17 protein-coding genes are annotated in these 18848 nt (G+C 63.4%); 12 read left to right on the plus strand and 5 right to left on the minus strand.

The window, feature by feature from the left end:
- Positions 1-14 precede the first annotated feature (14 nt).
- Positions 15-791: an alpha/beta hydrolase family protein gene (locus ACN50D_RS28475; protein WP_065352637.1), complete on the plus strand. Its 777-nt coding sequence runs from the start codon at positions 15-17 to the stop codon at positions 789-791.
- Here the strand turns inward: ACN50D_RS28475 and ACN50D_RS28480 are convergent.
- Entirely contained in the window at positions 783-2387 is a 1605-nt protein-coding gene (locus tag ACN50D_RS28480) for an MFS transporter (protein WP_211921217.1), read from the minus strand. The genes ACN50D_RS28475 and ACN50D_RS28480 overlap by 9 nt on opposite strands.
- 128 nt (positions 2388-2515) lie before the next feature.
- Between ACN50D_RS28480 and ACN50D_RS28485 the strand changes: the two genes are divergently transcribed.
- The 5 genes from ACN50D_RS28485 (at position 2516) to era (ending at position 7271) form a co-directional block, all read left to right on the plus strand.
- A complete protein-coding gene (locus tag ACN50D_RS28485) occupies positions 2516-3211 on the plus strand; it encodes a TetR/AcrR family transcriptional regulator (RefSeq protein WP_007731067.1) in 696 nt (231 codons plus the stop codon).
- A 112-nt stretch (positions 3212-3323) separates the two neighbouring features.
- Positions 3324-4412, plus strand: coding sequence for a PhoH family protein (locus ACN50D_RS28490; RefSeq protein WP_054826182.1), 1089 nt, complete (start codon positions 3324-3326; stop codon positions 4410-4412).
- Between the two features lie 48 nt (positions 4413-4460).
- Positions 4461-5003 (plus strand): rRNA maturation RNase YbeY, encoded by a 543-nt coding sequence (ybeY, locus tag ACN50D_RS28495; protein ID WP_003944525.1) that lies wholly within the window; start codon positions 4461-4463, stop codon positions 5001-5003.
- Between the two features lie 21 nt (positions 5004-5024).
- On the plus strand, positions 5025-6329 hold the full coding sequence (locus tag ACN50D_RS28500) for a hemolysin family protein (RefSeq protein ID WP_003944509.1): 1305 nt from the start codon (positions 5025-5027) through the stop codon (positions 6327-6329).
- Between the two features lie 24 nt (positions 6330-6353).
- On the plus strand, positions 6354-7271 hold the full coding sequence (gene era, locus ACN50D_RS28505; RefSeq protein ID WP_211921215.1) for a GTPase Era: 918 nt from the start codon (positions 6354-6356) through the stop codon (positions 7269-7271).
- Here the strand turns inward: era and ACN50D_RS28510 are convergent.
- Together ACN50D_RS28510 and ACN50D_RS28515 are read right to left on the minus strand one after the other, a co-directional pair.
- Positions 7268-7819 carry a TetR/AcrR family transcriptional regulator gene (locus ACN50D_RS28510; protein ID WP_003944561.1) on the minus strand — a complete coding sequence of 184 codons (552 nt, stop codon included), beginning with the start codon at positions 7817-7819 and terminating at the stop codon, positions 7268-7270. The genes era and ACN50D_RS28510 overlap by 4 nt on opposite strands.
- A 4-nt stretch (positions 7820-7823) precedes the next feature.
- A complete protein-coding gene (locus ACN50D_RS28515) occupies positions 7824-9242 on the minus strand; it encodes an amidase (RefSeq protein WP_007731074.1) in 1419 nt (472 codons plus the stop codon).
- A 329-nt stretch (positions 9243-9571) separates the two neighbouring features.
- Between ACN50D_RS28515 and kdpF the strand changes: the two genes are divergently transcribed.
- The 6 genes from kdpF to ACN50D_RS28545 are packed head-to-tail and all read left to right on the plus strand — an operon-like array spanning position 9572 to position 17339.
- The gene (gene kdpF, locus ACN50D_RS28520) at positions 9572-9670 is read left to right on the plus strand and encodes a K(+)-transporting ATPase subunit F (RefSeq protein WP_007731078.1); all 99 of its coding nucleotides are present in this window, start codon (positions 9572-9574) and stop codon (positions 9668-9670) included.
- On the plus strand, positions 9670-11355 hold the full coding sequence (kdpA, locus tag ACN50D_RS28525; RefSeq protein WP_003944472.1) for a potassium-transporting ATPase subunit KdpA: 1686 nt from the start codon (positions 9670-9672) through the stop codon (positions 11353-11355). Before kdpF ends, kdpA begins: the two co-directional genes overlap by 1 nt.
- Positions 11352-13457, plus strand: coding sequence for a potassium-transporting ATPase subunit KdpB (gene kdpB / locus ACN50D_RS28530; RefSeq protein ID WP_007731079.1), 2106 nt, complete (start codon positions 11352-11354; stop codon positions 13455-13457). Before kdpA ends, kdpB begins: the two co-directional genes overlap by 4 nt.
- A gap of 6 nt (positions 13458-13463) precedes the next feature.
- Complete coding sequence (locus tag ACN50D_RS28535; protein WP_007731080.1) at positions 13464-14114, plus strand: potassium-transporting ATPase subunit C; 651 nt, start codon at positions 13464-13466, stop codon at positions 14112-14114.
- Positions 14115-14121: 7 nt separating this feature from the next.
- Positions 14122-16662 carry a sensor histidine kinase gene (locus tag ACN50D_RS28540; RefSeq protein WP_158170118.1) on the plus strand — a complete coding sequence of 847 codons (2541 nt, stop codon included), beginning with the start codon at positions 14122-14124 and terminating at the stop codon, positions 16660-16662.
- The gene (locus ACN50D_RS28545; RefSeq protein ID WP_003944545.1) at positions 16659-17339 is read left to right on the plus strand and encodes a response regulator; all 681 of its coding nucleotides are present in this window, start codon (positions 16659-16661) and stop codon (positions 17337-17339) included. Before ACN50D_RS28540 ends, ACN50D_RS28545 begins: the two co-directional genes overlap by 4 nt.
- Before the next feature lie 9 nt (positions 17340-17348).
- On the opposite strand, the gene ACN50D_RS28550 is transcribed toward ACN50D_RS28545, so the two are convergent.
- Positions 17349-18329: a zinc-binding alcohol dehydrogenase family protein gene (locus ACN50D_RS28550; protein ID WP_042924097.1), complete on the minus strand. Its 981-nt coding sequence runs from the start codon at positions 18327-18329 to the stop codon at positions 17349-17351.
- Positions 18326-18787 carry a MarR family winged helix-turn-helix transcriptional regulator gene (locus tag ACN50D_RS28555; RefSeq protein WP_007731082.1) on the minus strand — a complete coding sequence of 154 codons (462 nt, stop codon included), beginning with the start codon at positions 18785-18787 and terminating at the stop codon, positions 18326-18328. The genes ACN50D_RS28550 and ACN50D_RS28555 overlap by 4 nt, the downstream gene beginning before the upstream one ends.
- Between the last annotated feature and the right edge of the window lie 61 nt (positions 18788-18848).

The following is an 18848-nucleotide window of genomic DNA, read 5'->3' on the forward strand; positions in this document are numbered from 1 at the left end:
GATAGATTTCCTCGGTGCCTCGATTCAAGATTCCGTACGGCCGACACGAGCAGCAGTTCGGGCATCTCTACGTTCCCGACGGAGTCGCTGACGGCCCGATCCCGGTCGTCATGCAGATCCACGGCGGCTTCTGGAGCGGGCAGTACGGATTGACTCTGGGCACCGCATTTGCCGTCGAACTCGCGCGGCACGGCGTCGCGGTGTGGAACATCGAATACCGCCGTCTCGGGGCGGGCGGTGGTTGGCCGGAGATGTCCGCCGACGTGAAAACGGCGTACGACGAAATCCCCGGACTGGTTGCCGGGAAGTCCTCGGCCGAATTGGATCTGAATCAGATTCGCTTGCTCGGGCATTCGGCCGGAGGACATCTTGCAGTGTGGCTGGCGGGGGAGAAGGACACGTTCACCCGGCCTGAACGGGTCATCGCACAGGCGGCCGCACTCGATCTGGCGTCGGCAGGCGAGCGTGGACGACGGATCAGCTTCATCGAGGATCTGTTCGGCGTTCCGTTCGACGCGGACCCGGATCTGTATCGCAGTGCGTCGCCGCAGCATCGATTGCCGATCGGCGTCCCCGTTGTGTGCGTCACGGGTGCGGACGATCTGCAGGTGCCGGCCAAGGTGAGCTCCCGGTACGCGAAAGCCGCGGAAGCGGCTGGTGATCCCGTGGCACTGCGTGTGATCGAGGGCGAAGGACACGACGCGTTTCTCTCACCCTCGACCGAGTCGTGGCGGGTCTCCCGCGAGTTGGTTCTCGCCGAAGACCCGCTGGCTCCGTGCACGTCAGACTGACGCGGGGTCTACTTCCACAGGGGCCTTCTTGCCCGGCAGGATGAACGCCACGACAACTGCCCCCACGAACAGTGCAAGACCGCCCGCCCAACTGGCCGCCGAAATCGCGTCGGCGTAGGCACTGCCTGCGGCGTCGAGCAACGGCCCTGCCTGAGCTGCAGCCAACGGGTTGCCTGCCATCTCTTCGGCGACCAACGAAGCGCCGCCGACGGATTCGCCCGACACCTCCATCGCGTACGCGGCCTGTTGCGCAAGTTCGCCCGTCAACTGCGGAACCTGCATTCCATCGATGAATCCGGCAATCGAATCCTTGTAGCTCGCAGCGAGGATCGAGCCGAGGATCGCGATACCCAGCGAGCCGCCGAGTTCGATGGCGGTGTCGTTGAGGCCACCCGCAGCACCGAGATCGTCCTCGGAGAAGTTGTCCATGATGGCGTCGGTGGCCGGCGGTTCGCTGAGACCGATGCCCAGGCCGAGCAGGATCAGTGGGACTGCGAACATCCAGTAGCCCGAATCGCCGTCGACCTGCGTGAGAATCAGAACGCCGATCGCGGCGACCACCATGCCGCCGACGATGGATGCCCGGACGCCGATCAGCGGAGTGATCCGCCCACTGACAACGGCGCCGATCGAAACGGCAATTGCCAAGGGCAGCAGACGAACACCGGTTTCGAGTGCGCCGTAGCCGAGGATGAACTGGAACTGCTGTGAGATGAAGTAGATGGCGCCGAAGGCGGCCAGGAACAGCAGAAGTACGGCGAGCGTCGCGCCGCCGACCATGCGCTGGCCGAGCTTACGGACGTCGAGCAGTGGCTGCGGGTGACGCAGTTCCCAGACGACGAACGAGACGAGGCCGATCGCAGCGAGTACGGCGGCACCGATGGGTCCGCCGGTCCACCCGAAGTGGAATCCGTTGATGATCGAGTACACGAGCGAGCCAATGGTGACCACCGAGAGTGCGCCGCCGATCCAGTCGATCCGGCCCAGGTGCTCGGCCTTGCTCGGCGGCACCAGAAATACGGCGGCGACGGCAGCGACTGCGGCGATCGGGACGTTGATCAGGAAAGTGATGCTCCAGGAATGACTGTCGAGAATCCATCCGGCCAACAGCGGACCGAGTGCAATCGCGAGACCCGATGTCGCCGCCCACGCCGCGATGGCGCGTGATCGCTCCGCTTTGGGAAAGGTAGCGACCAGAAGCGAAAGCGTCGCGGGCATGATGATCGCGGCGCCGACGCCCATGATCATTCGTGCCGCGATGACGGCGTTGGTGGTGTCCGCGATGCTGCCGAAGACGGCGCCGCCGGCGAACACGGCGAGTCCGGCGAGAAGTGCGCCGCGGCGACTGTACTTGTCACCGATCACGCCGAACAGCAGCATCAATGCGGCGTAGGGAACGGTGTAGCCGTCGATGACCCATTGAAGTTGCGTGCTGGTGAGGCCGAGGTCTCTGGTCATGTCCGGCGCCGCGACGATCAGCGCGGTATTCGCCATCACGACGATCAGCAGACTCAGGCACAACACCCCGAGCGCGGCCCACCGCCGTGAGTACGGCTGGTCCATCTCCGAGACAGGTTTGCTCATGAGTGTCGTCATGACGCGACTCCGTTCCTGATGATCGAAGACACTCCTCGATCTATTTGCACACTGATGTGTAAGTTAATAACTTGCACACCGATGTGCAACTATGATTGACCTAGATCACAGTTGGGCAGTCGAAAGAGGTGGAACGCGCGTTGACGCATTCGGGCACAGTCGTTTCGGGAACTGCCGAATCGGGCGGACGGCAGCGTCGTAGTCAGGCCGCGGCCAATCGCAATCGCATCATCGAGGCGGCGATCACGGCGTTCGCTGCTGATCCGGATGCGAGCATGGACGACGTCGCAAAGGCCGCCGGTGTGGTCAGGCGAACCGTGTACGCGCACTTCGACAGCCGAGAGGCGCTGATCAACGGCATCGTGGACGAGGCGTCGACCGATCTCGTAGCTGCGCTGAGCCAAGCCGGCGAGCCGCCCGAGCGCCCGGATCTGGCGACTGCCGTACTGGCATTGCTGTCATGGCCGGTCGGTGATCGCTTCCGGATGCTGCTCAGCTTTGCTCGCAAAGAGTTGGGGGAGCAGCGGATTCTCGATCTGATGGAGCCCGCGCGTGCCGTGAGTATCAGCGTCGTCGAGCGCGGTCAGCGTGACGGAACCTTCTCGAAATACCTGCCGGCCGAGACTCTGGTAGCGATGACCGAGGCGATCACGATCACTTTGTTCGATCAGGCCAACAGTGGGCTCATCACGGACTCGGGCGAATCCTTTGCCGCCGTGTGCCTGGTCATCGCGGGTATCAGTCCGGACAGAAGCTCCGAGATCGTCGCCGAAGCGTCGGAGTGGATCCGCGAATCGCTGCCGTCCGGTCGCCGCGAGGATTAGGCCGGGACGATTAACAAGTGGGCCGTGTCCGACTCTGGCGCTAGACTTCGAAGTATCGAGGCTCACGAGTCGAGTGGGCTGATCGGACCAGAAAGCAGGCCATATTCACCACGTGAGTGAACACAGTGAACTCGACGGGAACCGTGTAACCACCATCACCGAGCGCGCTCTGCCCGCAGAGCGCACCGTCCGTTCGAGTATGGATCTGGCGCCGGAGACCGTGCGTCAAGTCCTGGGGGCGACGGACGAGAATCTCACCGCGATCGAACGTGAGCTTCGTGCCGACATTCATGTACGTGGCGGAACCATCTCCTTGTCGGGGACGGCTGCAGACGTGGCGCTGGCAGAACGTGTGTTCAGTGAATTGGCGTCGCTGGCCGGTCGAGGGCAGCCCATTGCCCCGGACGCTGTTCGACGAACCATCGGCATGCTCACCAACGAGGTCGGCGAGTCTCCGGCCGAGGTGCTCTCCCTCGACATTCTTTCGCGTCGGGGCAAGACGATTCGGCCGAAGACCCTCAACCAGAAACGCTACGTCGACGCCATCGACGAGAACACCATCGTGTTCGGAGTCGGCCCGGCCGGTACCGGCAAGACCTACCTCGCCATGGCCAAGGCCGTTCAGGCGTTGCAGGCCAAGCAGGTCTCTCGGATCATCTTGACCAGGCCGGCAGTCGAGGCCGGGGAGCGACTGGGCTTTCTGCCCGGCACGCTGCACGAGAAGATCGATCCGTATCTCCGCCCGCTGCACGACGCATTGCACGACATGATGGATCCCGAGGCGATTCCGAAGTTGATGCAGGCCGGAGTCATCGAGGTCGCTCCGCTCGCCTACATGCGTGGCCGGACGCTCAACGACGCCTTCATCATCTTGGACGAAGCGCAGAACACCACGGCCGAGCAGATGAAGATGTTCCTGACCCGCCTCGGGTTCGGTTCCAAGATCGTGGTCACCGGAGACGTGACCCAGGTCGATCTGCCGGGCGGGGCCCGTTCGGGTCTGCGCGCGGCATCCGAAATCCTCACCGGGATCGACGATATTCATTTCGCCACTCTGGACAGCAGCGACGTCGTACGTCATCGGCTGGTCTCTCACATCGTCGACGCTTACGAGCGTCACGAATCGGATCGGTCCGGCGAGTTGGCGGTCGGAAACCGGGCGCAGCGCCGCGCTGCACATGCTCATTCACCGCGACGGTAGGCTGAGCGACGCATCAACCCCTACTTTTCCCAGGAAAGAGCGTCGCACATGAGCATCGAGGTCTCGAACGAATCGGGCATGGACATCTCCGAACCGGAGTTGATCAGCGTTGCCCGTTTCGTGATCGCTCGGATGGATGTCCATCCGGCGGCCGAGCTGTCGATGGTTCTCGTCGACTCCGCGACGATGGCGGATCTGCACGTTCGCTGGATGGACCTGCCGGGTCCGACCGACGTCATGTCGTTCCCGATGGACGAACTCGAGCCGGGTGGCCGTCCCGATTCCCCCGAGCCGGGGCCGTCGATGCTCGGCGACATCGTGCTGTGTCCGTCTTTTGCCGCGGATCAGGCTGACAAGGCCGGGCATTCACTGGCTCACGAACTTGCCCTCCTGACCGTCCACGGTGTGTTGCACCTTCTCGGCTACGACCATGCGGAGCCGGAAGAGGAGAAGGAGATGTTCGGCTTGCAGAACAGCCTCCTCGAAGAGTGGTACGAAGACCTTCGCCGTATCGACCGCGAAGCAGCACTGGCCGAACGCGATCAGAAGCTGCTCGGTAAGACCGGTTTCGTCGACGGAGTGGACCGATAACAGTTATCCGGGGGTTCTGTAGTGAGTAGCGCCATAGCGCTCTTTGTTCTGGCGATTGCTCTTGTCCCGGTCGGTGGTGTGTTCGCGGCCGTCGACTCGGCGCTCAACACCATTTCGTCGGCGCGGATCGACGAGATGGCAAAGGAAGAGCGAGCCGGCGCCGCGCGAGTGCAACGCATCCTGACCGATCGTCCGCGATACGTGAATCTGATGGTCCTGCTTCGCATTTTGTGCGAGATCACGGCCACCGTCGTACTCGTGGGCGGCCTGATCGACGTCCTCTCGCTGGGCTGGGCACTGACCGTCACCGCGGTGATCATGGTTCTCGTCTCGTACGTGGTCATCGGCGTCGGACCGAGAACGCTTGGGCGCCAACATGCGTACTCCATCGCGATGGCCGCGTCGCTGCCACTGCTGTGGATCGGGGTTCTGCTCGGGCCGATCAGTCGCGTCCTGATCCTCGTGGGTAACGCATTGACCCCGGGTAAGGGCTTCCGCAACGGCCCGTTCGCGTCGGAAATCGAGTTGCGTGAACTCGTGGACATGGCGCAGGAACGTGGCGTCGTGGCCGACGAAGAACGCCGAATGATCCAGTCCGTCTTCGAGCTCGGAGACACGTCGGCACGCGAGGTGATGGTGCCGCGCACCGACATGGTGTGGATCGAGAACGACAAGAATGCCGGGCAGGCGACGTCGTTGGCCGTCCGCAGTGGTCACTCGCGCCTGCCGGTCATCGGGGAGAACGTCGACGACGTGCTCGGTGTCGTCTACCTCAAGGATCTGGTCAAGCAGACCTACCACCTGCCCGACGGCGGCCGGAACGTCAACGTCTGCGACGTCATGCGGCCCGCCGTCTTCGTTCCCGACTCGAAGCCGCTCGACAGCTTGCTGGCCGAGATGCAGCGCGACCGCAACCACATGGCGATACTCGTCGACGAGTACGGCGGAATCGCCGGGCTCGTCACGATCGAGGACGTCATCGAAGAGATCGTCGGTGAGATCGCCGACGAATACGACGAGGACGAGACGCCGCCCATCGAGGATCTCGGTGACGGAATGTTCCGCGTATCCGCGAGACTTCCCATCGAAGACCTCGGTGAATTGTTCGATCTCGAACTCGAACTCGACGAGGTGGAGACCGTCGGCGGGCTGATCGGATACGTACTCGGCCGAGTGCCACTTCCCGGTTCCGAAGTGGAGTACGACGGTTTGATCCTGCGCGGCGAGGGAACCAATACGGGCCGAGGCCGGGTACGCATCAGCACGGTGTTCGTGCAGCGCATCCCGCCGTCCGAAGACGAAGAGACAGAAGACACCGATGACTGAGCGAGAGTTCAGCGAGGAGCAGTTATGAGAAAGAACGAATTCCGGTCAGGCTTCGTGTGTTTCGTGGGTCGACCCAATACGGGCAAGTCCACGCTGACCAACGCGTTGGTCGGCAGCAAGATCGCGATCACGTCCTCGCGCCCGCAGACGACGCGCCACACGATTCGCGGCATCGTTCACCGCGAGCATGCGCAGCTGATCCTGGTGGACACCCCTGGACTGCACAAGCCCCGCACTTTGCTCGGGCAGCGCCTCAATGACCTGGTTCGCGACACGTACTCCGAGGTCGACGTCATCTGCCTGTGCATCCCGGCTGACGAGGCCATCGGGCCCGGAGACCGCTGGATCGTGCAGCAGGTCCGTCAGATGGCGCCCAAGACCAAGCTTGTCGGCATCGTGACCAAGATCGACAAGGTCAGCCGCGACGCCGTCGGAAAGCAGTTGCTCGCGCTGTCCACCCTGCTCGGCCCCGAATCCGAGGTCGTTCCGGTGTCCGCGAAGTCGGGTGAACAGGTCGAGATCCTGGTCGACGTCCTCGCCGGTCTGATGGACGAGGGCCCGGCCTTCTACCCGGACGGCGAATTGACGGACGAGCCCGAAGAGGTGCTCATGGCCGAACTGATCCGTGAGGCTGCGCTCGAGGGGCTCGGCGAAGAATTGCCGCACTCTCTGGCTGTGGTGATCGAGGAGGTCATCCCGCGTGAGGGTCGCACCGAGAAGCAGGGCGAGATGCTCGACGTGCATGCGTTGCTCTACGTCGAGCGGCCCAGTCAGAAGGGCATCGTCATCGGTAAGGGCGGGGCGCGTCTGCGGGAAGTCGGTACCAGTGCGCGCCTGCAGATCGAGAAGCTGCTCGGTGTGCGGATCTTCCTGGAGCTGCACGTCAAGGTCGCCAAGGACTGGCAGCGCGACCCGAAGCAGCTCGGCCGGCTGGGCTTCTAGGGCCGGAGGACCCTGAGGATCGCCGCGCCGATGTCCTGCTCGTCGACGCCGGTGGCCAGGCGTCGGAGTTGGAGGCCGGTGATGACGGCGACGAGCGTCGATGCAATCGACTCCGGATCAGGTACACCGAGTGCCGTCAGAATCGTGACGGTCAAATCGTCGTAGGCGGCGAAGCATTCGACGGCGACTTCGTGGAGTTCGTGGTCGCGCCCGGCGGCGATGTACATCTCGAACGGCGCGATCCGCTCGGCCGAGAACGAAAGATCTCGCGTCACCTTTTCGGCTATTGCCGCGGCGTCCTCGACGCTCAGACCTTTGTCGCGGTACTCCTCGGCCAAGGCGCGCAGGCGCGTCGTCTCGTCTGTCACGAAACGAGACAGAGCAGCGCGGAGCATGTCCGACTGGCTGGCGAAGTGATACGTGATCGATCCGAGTGAGACGCCGGCCTGCGCGGCGATGCGCCGGTTGCTCACACCCGGGATGCCGTCGGTACCGACGACGTGCAGAACGGCGTCGAGTATTCGCGCGCGGACGTCCCGGTTACTCATCGAGTCACCACCACGGCTCGGGGCGGACCTGATCCCAACGCAGGACCGATTCCAATTGTGAAGCGAGGGAGACCAACAGAGGTTCGGTGTTCTCGTTGCCCATCAACTGCGCACCGATGGGAAGGCCGGTGTTGCTGAATCCGGCCGGTACGTTGACCGAGGGCCAGCCGAGGACGTTCCACGGCCACGCGTACGGGCAGGCGCCGGTCATGACCTTGTCTGTGTCCCAGCCACCGATGCCGTCGATCGCGGTCGCCATGATCGGTGGAGTTGCCGTCGTGGGTGCCAGGACGACGTCGTAGGTGTCGAAGATCGCTCCGATCCGCTTTCGCATCCGTGGCTCGGCCGCGCGGGCCGCGCGCAGAGGTGCGCCGCGAAGTAGCTTGCCGTTCTGGGCATTTCCGCGTGTTCTGGCATCGACCAGTGTCGGGTCGGGAACGCGTCCGAGCCAGTCGTGGACCCCGACGAGTGAGCGGGGCAGAAAGTTCAGGCCGAAGATCAGGCCGTATGCGGGATCGTCGACGACGACGTGGTGTCCGAGCTCCCGCAGCGTGTCGGCGATCGAATGCACGGCCAGGCGCACTTCCGGGTCCAGCTTCACGGGAGTGGCGGTGAACGGATTGCGAAGGGAAAGCGCGATTTTCAGTTTTCCGGGGTCGCGTCCCACCGCGTCGCTGACGGTGACCGGTGTCGGCTTGTGGAGGTCGCCGTCATGGTTGCCGGCAGCGACGTCGAGCAGCAGTGCCGCGTCGGCGACGGTGCGAGCGAGCGGGCCGTTGACCGTCAGGCCGTAGAACGCTTCGGCGTCGGGCCAGGTGGAGATGCGCCCGCGCTGCGGTTTGATTCCGACGAGGTTGGTCCAGGCCGCAGGGATTCGGATGGAACCGGCACCGTCGGAACCGATTCCGGCGCTGACCAATCCGGCGGCGACGGCCGCGGCGGTGCCGCCCGACGATCCGCCTGGAGTGTGGTGGCGCGACCACGGATTGCGCGTGTAACCGAAGGCTGAACCGCTCGTAAGGGGCCACTGACCCAATTCCGGGCTGTTGGTTTTGCCCACGATCACTGCGCCGGCGTCGCGGAGGCGTCGAACCATCTCCGAGTCCTCGGTCTTGGCCGGGAAATCGCCAGGGCAACCGAAGGCGGTGGGTTCGCCGGTGATGTCGACGTCGTCCTTCACTGCGATCGGCACGCCGAGAAGAGGTAGGCGCTCGCCGAGTGCGAGACGCCTGTCGGCCTCGGCAGCTTCCTCGAGTGCCTTCTCGCGCCGCACGATCTTGAACGCATTGAGGTGAGGCTGAGTGGCCTCGATCCGGCTCAGCGTTGCCTCCGTGGCCGCGACGGACGAGGTGGCGCCCGAGGCCAGACTCGCAACCTGGTCGACAAGACCGGGGGCGAGATCGTGGTCGGTTCGAGAAGTCATCAGGTTCCCTTCGCAAAACTGTTCGTTCGAACGAACAGTAACTTGTTTCAGTATTAGTGAACTTCGGTTTCGCGTCAAGATCGCGTCAAGACGCCAGGTCAGTGCGTAAGCGGATCGTCAGAGACGCGGAATCGGCCTTTCCGGAGGTCGAAGCTGAGAGAGCGCATCCGGTCGAGGGCGACCGCGCGTCATGGCTGCGATGCACAGCAGCACGGCAAAAGATTTCGAAGAGGGAAGCTCATGGCCGATCTGGCCTACGTTGCTCTGATTCTCGGCGGTTTTCTCGTGTGCGCGCTGGTACTGCGCGCCCTACAGGCGAGCGCTCCCAAATGACGGTTGCCGGTGTGGTCAGCGTGGTTCTGATCGCCGTCGCCGCGGCATTGGTCATTTACCTGCTCGTTGCACTCGTAGATCCTGAGAGGTTCTGATGTCGCCCGCTCTTGCAGCCGGCCTGCAGATCGCTTTTGTCCTCGTCGTTCTGGCAATCGCCTACGTTCCGGTGGGCGACTACATGGCGCGTGTTTACTCGTCGACGCGAGATCTTCGGGTCGAGAGTGTGATCTACCGCGTCGGTCGGATCGACTCCAGGGCCGAGCAGACGTGGTACGGCTACGCCGCAAGCGTTCTCGGATTCTCGCTGGCCAGCGCATTGTTCCTGTACTTCCTGCAACGGATTCAGGGAGTACTGCCGCTGAGTGACGGTCTGTCCGGGGTCAGTCCTGCCGTAGCGTTCAACACCGCGATTTCGTTTGTGGCGAACACCAACTGGCAGTCGTACACGCCGGAAACGACGATGAGCAACTTCGTTCAGCCCGTCGGTCTGGCGGTGCAGAACTTCGTCTCGGCAGCGGTCGGCATGGCGGTGGCCATCGCATTGGTTCGCGGCTTCATTCGGGTGGCCAGGGGCGGCGAGATCGGCAACTTCTGGGTCGATCTGACGCGTGGTTCTCTGCGCATCCTCCTCCCGTTCTCCTTCGTGATCGCCCTGATCCTGTTGAGCCAGGGAGTGATCCAGTCGTTCCACAGCGGTTTCGCCTCCACCGGCCTCGACGGCAATGCGGTCACCAATGCACTGGCCCCCGTCGCGTCCCAGGAAGCGATCAAGGAACTCGGCACCAACGGTGGCGGGATCTTGGCTGCCAACTCGGCGCACCCGTTCGAGAACCCCACCCCGTTGAGCAATGTCGTCGAGATCCTGGCGATCCTGTTGATTCCGGTCTGCCTCACCCGAACGTTCGGAACTCTCGTCGGGGATCGTAGGCAAGGCCTCACCCTGCTGGCAGTGATGGGAATCCTGTGGAGCGGGCTGCTCGCAGTCACGCTCGCTGCCGAATCCGGCGCACGCGGTGTTGCCGCCACAGCAGCTGGTTCGATGATGGAGGGCAAGGAAGTTCGCTTCGGAATCCCCGGATCGGCGTTGTTCGCGGTGGCGACCACGGGAACGTCGACGGGCGCGGTGAACTCGGCCCACGACAGCATGTCCCCCCTCGGCGGCGGCGCGGTCCTGCTCAACATGTTGCTCGGCGAAATTGCGCCAGGTGGAGTCGGAACCGGCCTCTACGGGATTCTTGTGCTGGCATTGATCGCAGTGTTCGTCGGCGGACTGCTGGTCGGTCGCACGCCCGAATATCTCGGCAAGAAGTTGGGTCGACGCGAGATCACCCTTGCGGCGCTGTCGATTCTGGTCATGCCCGCGCTGGTCTTGATCGGTACCGCCATCACCGTCATCCTCGGTTCGACCACCGGTTATCAAGGCAATGGGGGAGATCCGGGTACGCCGGGATCGATCCACGGGTTCAGTGAGGTGCTTTACGCCTTCGCCTCCGCCTCGAACAACAACGGCAGCGCCTTCGGCGGTCTGACGGTCACCAGCGACTGGTTCCAGTCGTCTCTCGGAATCTGCATGCTTCTCGGCCGATTCCTGCCGATCATCTTCGTTCTCGCTTTGGCCGGTGCTCTTGCCTCGCAGAAGAAGGTGGCGCCGACGGCCGGCACCCTCCCGACGTCCGGACCGATGTTCACGGGTTTGTTGACCGGCACCGTCGTTCTTGTTGCTGCACTTACATTCTTCCCGGCCCTCGCGCTGGGCCCGCTAGCGGAGGCTCTTCAATGACCGTGCGTATCAGTGAGAAACCCGTGGTAGCGCAAGACGCTGCCGACAAGGTTGATCCAGGGCAGTCCCGTCAAGTACACGCAGGCGTTTTCAACCCGCGGCAGATGATCACCGCGTTGCCGGGGGCCGTGCGCAAACTCGACCCACGCCACCTCGCCCGCAACCCGGTCATGTTCGTGGTGTTCGTCGGTTCCGTCATCACCACTGTCATGGCGATCGCCGATCCCTCGGTGTTCTCCTGGGTGATCACCCTGTGGCTCTGGTTCACGGTGATCTTCGCGAACCTCGCCGAATCCGTGGCCGAAGGGCGCGGCAAGGCGCAGGCGGCGAGCCTGCGAAAGGTGAAGCAGGACACCACAGCACATCGGATCACGATGAGCGGTGCGATCGAATCGGTTTCCGGCACCGAACTGGTGGTCGGCGATCGGGTGATAGTGGTTGCCGGCGAGGTCATCCCCGGCGACGGCGACGTGGTCGAAGGTATTGCCTCCGTAGACGAATCGGCGATCACCGGTGAATCCGCGCCGGTGGTCCGTGAATCCGGTGGTGACCGGTGCGCCGTCACCGGTGGTACGACGGTTCTCTCGGACCGCATCGTCGTGGAAATCACCGCAGCACCGGGCAGTTCGTTCGTGGACCGGATGATCGCGCTCGTCGAGGGTGCTTCACGTCAGAAGACACCCAACGAGATTGCGCTCAACATCCTGCTCGCGTCGTTGACCGTCATCTTCCTCCTCGCCGTCGTAGCCATCGGCCCGATGGGCTTGTACGCGGGGCACGAGCAGGATCCGATTAAGCTGATCGCACTTCTCGTCTGCCTGATCCCGACGACCATCGGAGCGCTGCTCTCGGCGATCGGTATCGCGGGCATGGACCGCCTCGTCCAGCGCAACGTTCTCGCGATGTCGGGGCGCGCGGTGGAAGCTGCGGGCGACATCGACACCCTGTTGATGGACAAGACCGGAACCATCACTTTCGGTAACCGCCGGGCCACCGCACTCCATCCGGCGCCCGGTGTATCCGCCGACGATCTTGCTGCGGCAGCTCGCTTGTCGAGCCTGGCCGACGGAACTCCCGAGGGACGGAGCATCGTCGAGCTGTGCGCAGCGGAGTTCGGTCTCGCTGCCGAGCCGACGCTGGACGAGGAACGCGCAGAGTTCGTTCCGTTCACGGCACAAACCCGGATGAGCGGACTCGACCACTCCGGACGCCAAATCCGAAAGGGTGCAGCAGATGCGGTGATGAACTGGGTCGTCAGTGGCGGTGGACACGCGGAGAGCGCGGTGACCGACACCGTGGGCGACATCGCCCAAGCGGGCGGAACGCCGCTGGTAGTTGCCGTCAAGCATGGTGAGAGTACCTCGATCCTCGGCGTGATCGCGTTGTCCGACGTCGTCAAGCCGGGAATGGCTGACAGGTTCGCCGAACTCCGGGCGATGGGTATTCGCACGATCATGATCACCGGCGACAATCCGTTGACCGCGAAGGCGATTGCCGACGAGGCGGGCGTCGACGACTTCATGGCGGAGGCCACCCCGGAAGACAAACTGGCCCTGATCCGGAAGGAACAGGAAGGCGGACGTCTCGTCGCGATGACCGGTGACGGGACCAATGATGCTCCCGCCCTTGCCCAGGCCGATGTCGGGGTCGCGATGAACACGGGAACCTCGGCAGCCAAAGAGGCCGGGAACATGGTCGATCTCGACTCCGATCCCACCAAGCTGATCGAGGTGGTGGAAATCGGCAAGCAATTGCTGATCACCCGCGGCGCGTTGACCACATTCTCGTTGGCGAACGACCTGGCGAAGTATTTCGCAATCCTGCCGGCCTTGTTCAGCGGCATCTACCCGCAGCTGGACGCGTTGAACATCATGCGTCTCGCCACCCCCGAATCGGCGATCGTCTCGGCCGTGATCTTCAACGCCTTGGTGATCATCGGTTTGATTCCGTTGGCACTCAAGGGTGTTCGATACCGACCGTCGACGGCATCGCAGTTGCTCGGACGTAACCTGCTCGTCTACGGTCTCGGCGGTGTGATCACACCGTTCGTCGGTATCTGGTTGATCGATCTCGTCGTACGTTTGATTCCTGGAATTGGGTGACCTGACATGCGTTTCACTATCGGTTTTGCCAAACAGGTGTGGGCGGGTTTGCTCGTATTGCTCGCGCTCACCGTCGTTCTCGGTGTGGTCTATCCCGCCGCGGTGTGGGGTGTCAGCCGGATCAGCTCCGGATCTGCCGAAGGCTCACCGGTCACCGATGCCGCCGGTTGCGTGGTCGGCAGTGCCTGGGTGGGTGTCGATCCGCAGGTCGCCGAAGGGCAGCAGGACCCGTTCTTCCACAATCGTGTTGTCGGATCCGTTTCGGACGAGGATCCGTTTGCCACCGGTGATCCCGCTGCGGCACTGCCGTCCAACCAGGGGCCGAGCAGCGAGATTCTGGCCGGATTCGTCATCGAGCGCCGGGCAGCCATCGCGGCACGTGAAGGTGTCGACCCTGCATCGGTTCCCGTCGACGCAGTCACCGGTTCGGGCTCGGGTATCGATCCCCACATCAGTCCGGCGTACGCCGAACTGCAGGTCGCGAGGGTGGCGGCGAACAACGGCATCTCGGAAGACCAGGTGCGGGACTTGGTGGCCGAGCACACCGACGGTCGGCAACTCGGATTTCTAGGAGCCGAGCGAGTCAACGTCCTGGAATTGAACCTGGCACTCGGATTGACGGCACCTACGTGTGCTGCACCGACGACTGGTGGATGATTGTCACGTGAGTTCTTCGGAGAAGGTCGGTCAATCTTTCGGTAGGGCACGCAAACGTGGTGAATTGCGTATCTACCTCGGCGCTGCGCCTGGCGTCGGAAAGACCTTCGCGATGCTCGGTGAGGCTCATCGGCGTCGAGATCGTGGCTGTGACGTGGTCGCGGCCGTCGTGGAGACACACGGCCGCGCCCGCACCGCGGCGCAGATCGGAGACCTCGAAACAGTGCCGCCCAAGCTGGTGGATTATCGCGGAACACGGATGCCGGAACTGGACGTCGAGGCCGTGTTGGCTCGGCGTCCGGCCCTTGTCCTGGTGGACGAGTTGGCACATACCAACACGCCAGGGAGCAAGAATCACAAGCGCTGGCAGGACGTACAGGAACTGCTCGAAGCCGGGATCGACGTTCTGTCCACGGTCAACGTGCAACACCTCGAAAGCCTCAACGACGTTGTCGCGCACATCACCGGCGTGGTTCAGCAGGAGACGGTTCCGGACGCGGTAGTGCGTAGTGCGGCGCAGGTCGAGCTGGTCGACATCACCCCGGAGGCGCTGCGCCGCAGACTTTCTCACGGAAACGTGTATTCACCGGAACGGGTCGATGCGGCCTTGGGCAATTACTTCAGACGCGGAAACCTCACGGCGCTACGCGAACTGGCACTGCTGTGGGTGGCCGATCAGGTGGACGCCGCACTGGCGAAATACCGGGCCGAGAACAAGATCACCGATACCTGGGAAGCGCGCGAGCGTGTCGTCGTTGCCGTGACCGGGGGACCGGAGTCGGAAACCCTGGTACGACGCGCATCTCGAATCGCGTCGAAGTCGAGCGCCGAGCTGATGGTGGTCCACGTCGTACGCGGTGACGGACTCACCGGTGTCTCGGCCCCCGAGATGGGCAAGGTGCGCGCGTTGGCTGTCGGAGTCGGCGCCACGCTTCACACTGTTGTCGGTGACGACGTACCGTCGACGCTCCTCGAGTTCGCGCGTGAGGAGAACGCCACACAGTTGGTGCTGGGAACGTCGCGGCGTTCCCGCCTGGCTCGCATCCTCGACGAGGGGATCGGCGCTGCGGTGGTTCAGCAGTCCGGTGGTATCGACGTTCACATGGTCACGCACGAGGAAGCGACGGCGCGACGACGCATTTCGGTGCTGGGGCGCTCGGAGCGCCGGGTCCTGTCGTGGATTGCGGCGATCGTCGTGCCTTCGCTCGCGGCCGCGATCATGGGTCTCGTCGACCGAATCTCCGGGGTCAACGGCGAGAACGCGCTGTTCTTCGTCGTGGTCGTTCTGGTCGCCCTCCTCGGCGGCGTCGGCCCGGCGATATTGTCGGCCCTGATCTCGGGACTGCTGCTCAATTACTTCTTCACCGATCCGCGGTACAGCTTCACCATCGCCGAACCTGACAACTTCATCACCACTGTCGTGCTGTTGATCGTGGCTGTGGCAGTTGCCGTTCTGGTCGACGCCGCAGCAAAGCGCGCCCGCGAGGCGAAGCGCGCATCCGAGGAAGCCGAACTGCTCACACTGTTCGCGGGATCAGTTCTCCGCGGAGCGGATCTGTCGACACTTCTGTCGAAGGCACTCGAAATCTATCGCCAGCGAGGGGTTTCCGTCATTCATCACGACGACGGAGTCATCGCCGCCGTGGGTACGCAGCCGCCGACCACGGACGACGAAGCGGATACGGTCTGTGAGGTCAACGACGGGGAATACGCGCTGTTGTTGGCTGGGCCCGACCTGAGTGCGCGGGATCGACGAGTGCTGACGGTGGTGGCTCACCAAGCAGTTGGGATGATCCGCCAGGAGAAACTGACAGTCGAGGCGAGCAAGGCTGCCGCGCTCACCGAGGCTGATCAACTGCGTCGAGCCCTGCTGTCAGCGGTAAGCCATGACCTGCGAACGCCTCTCGCCGGAGTGAAGGCGGCGGTGTCGAGTCTGCGCAGCGACGACATCGAGTTCTCGCCCGAAGACACCGCTGAATTGTTGGCAACCATCGAGGAGTCGGCGGATCAGTTGACGGCGCTGGTCGGGAACTTGCTCGACTCGTCCCGACTTGCCGCCGGGGTGGTGAAACCCACGCTGCGGCCGGTGTATCTGGACGAGGTGGTTCACCGCGCGTTGCTGGGCCTCGGCATCGGTGGACGCTCGGATTCGCGGGCTCGAAGTGTAGTCGTCGACGTGGGTACCGTTGCAGTGCAGGCAGATCAAGGTCTGCTCGAGCGGGTGATTGCGAACATCGTCGACAACGCTCTGCGCTACGGGGGAGAAACCCCGGTGCGCGTCGGGGCGGCGCAACTCGGTGATCGTGTGGTGATCAGTGTTGCCGATACGGGCCCAGGTGTTCCGCGAGGTGAGGCCGAAACGATGTTCCAGCCGTTCCAACGGATGGGAGATCGCGACAACACCGGCGGAGTGGGCCTCGGACTTTCCGTGGTGCGCGGATTTGTCGATGCGATGGGCGGAACGGTCAGCGCCACAGACACACCTGGTGGGGGATTGACGATGATCGTGGAGTTGGCTGCGGCCGGTACGAATGGGAATGGATCATGAGTCGAATCCTGGTAGTGGACGACGAACCGCAGATTCTGCGAGCTCTGCGTATCAATCTTTCGGTGCGCGGGTACGAGGTGGTGACCGCGTCGACGGGCGCCGGTGCCTTGCGGGCTGCTGCCGAGCGTCCACCGGACGTCGTGGTACTCGATCTCGGACTGCCCGACATGGACGGCACCGAAGTGCTTGCCGGCCTGCGTGGCTGGTGCACGGCGCCGGTCATCGTGCTGTCGGCGCGCACGGATTCCGCGGACAAGGTCGAGGCTCTCGACGCCGGTGCGGACGACTACGTCACCAAGCCCTTCGGGATGGACGAGTTTCTGGCCCGCGTGCGCGCTGCGGCGAGGCGGGGAACCTCCGCGGCGGACACTTCGGAACCGTCGGTCGAGACCGCGTCCTTCACGGTGGACTTGGCTGCGAAAACAGTGAGTCGGCGCGGTGAACAGGTGCACCTGACTCCGACCGAGTGGGGCATGCTCGAGATGCTTGTGCGCAACCGCGGAAAGCTGGTCGGGCAGAAGGAGTTGCTTCGGGAAGTGTGGGGACCGGCGTACGACACCGAGACCCACTATCTACGTGTCTACCTGGCTCAACTTCGTCGGAAGCTCGAGGATGACCCGGCGAACCCCAAGCATCTGATCACCGAGGCAGGAATGGGTTATCGATTCGTGGTGTGAGAAGCCAGGTCAGAGCACAACTACCAATTTGCCACGTGCCGTACCGGCTTCCATCTTGGCATGTGCTCGCGCGATGTCCTCGAACGCGAACACCTCGTCGATCGGTACCACCGCCTCGCCTGACGCCACAGCGGAGAGGAAGTCTTGCAGTACGCCGGCAGGCAGGTCGGACGCGTCCCCACCGTACGAGGTCAATCGCACTCCGCGTGGAATGTAGTCGATCGGATAAAAGTCTTTGACTGTCCACTCGTTGGACAGCATTCCCGTGAAACACACGGTGCCGTGAACGCGGGTCGCGCGCAACGTGTCGGGAAGTGTTGGTGTTCCGACCAATTCGAGGGCCAGATCAACACCGCCCGGGAGGATGTCTCGAACCTGGCCGGCCACAGCACCGTCGTCGACGATAACGTGGTCAACCCCGATCGCGGTCAACGACGACGCTTTGTTCGCATCTCGGGTGGTCGCAAGGACAGTGAGTCCCCACTGCTTCGCCAGGACTGCGGTTGCCATGCCGACCGAGGAGGTTCCTCCCCGGATCAACAGGGATTGACCGGATTTCGCGTCCAGTCCTACCGTCAGCGAGCCGTAGGACGTCTGCAGCATCTCGGGAACAGCTCCCACTGTCGACCAGTCCAGTTCGCTCGAGAAGGGAACGACCTGACTGACGGGAACGCACGTGTACTCGGCATAACCGCCGTCGAACGTCCTCCCCATCCCACCCATCATGGCGGCGACTTGCCGGCCTTCGGTGAGCTCCCCGCCGGGGCAGTTCACCACTTCGCCGACGGCCTCGATGCCCAGCACCCTCGGGAATGTCACGCCTTCGGCGAGGCCGAGGCGGGTGTGAAGTTCGGATCGATTGAGGCCGAAAGCCTTCACCCGGACCAGTACCCAGCCCGCAATCGGCACGGGTATCGGAATCACTTTGATAGTCAATGCTTCTGGCGGGCCGGGGGCGTCGAGCACGATTGCGCGCATTGTGTCGGTCATGCTTTTTCCTTCGTGGTCGGTGTCAGGTTTCGATTGGCTTCACGCAGCGTGGCCAGTGTGGCGCCGAATCGATCGAGAGCGTCGGGCGTCAGCACGGAACCGAGACGGCGCTCCAATTCGCCGTCGAACGTTGCCTTCGCCCGCCGCAACAGCTCATTGCCCTCGGGAGTCAACTCGATGAGTGAGGATCGTTTGTCGGTGGGATTGGATTTTCGACGGCAGTGTCCAGCCGCTTCGATTCGATCCACCAGCTTGCTCGTGCCACCGACGGTGATCGCGAGGGCCTCGGCGATGTCGAAGACCCGACAGGAGCCGAGCCTGTCGATGATCTGCATCGGCTCGAATCGACTCAGTGGCAGGTCGTGCTCGATTCGGAGTCGCTGGTCGACGGCCGTCCACAGTTCGGTTTCGAAGCGGACGAGGTTGTCGAAGTGCCTGCTCAGGGCTGATCTGGTCACGAGCAGACTCCGAACCGATATGCATTCCGTGGAATCATTTTCTCACCGTACGCCCGATTCG

This window comes from Rhodococcus sp. SB1D (assembly GCF_048573875.1).
GTDB lineage: Bacteria > Actinomycetota > Actinomycetes > Mycobacteriales > Mycobacteriaceae > Rhodococcus_F > Rhodococcus_F qingshengii.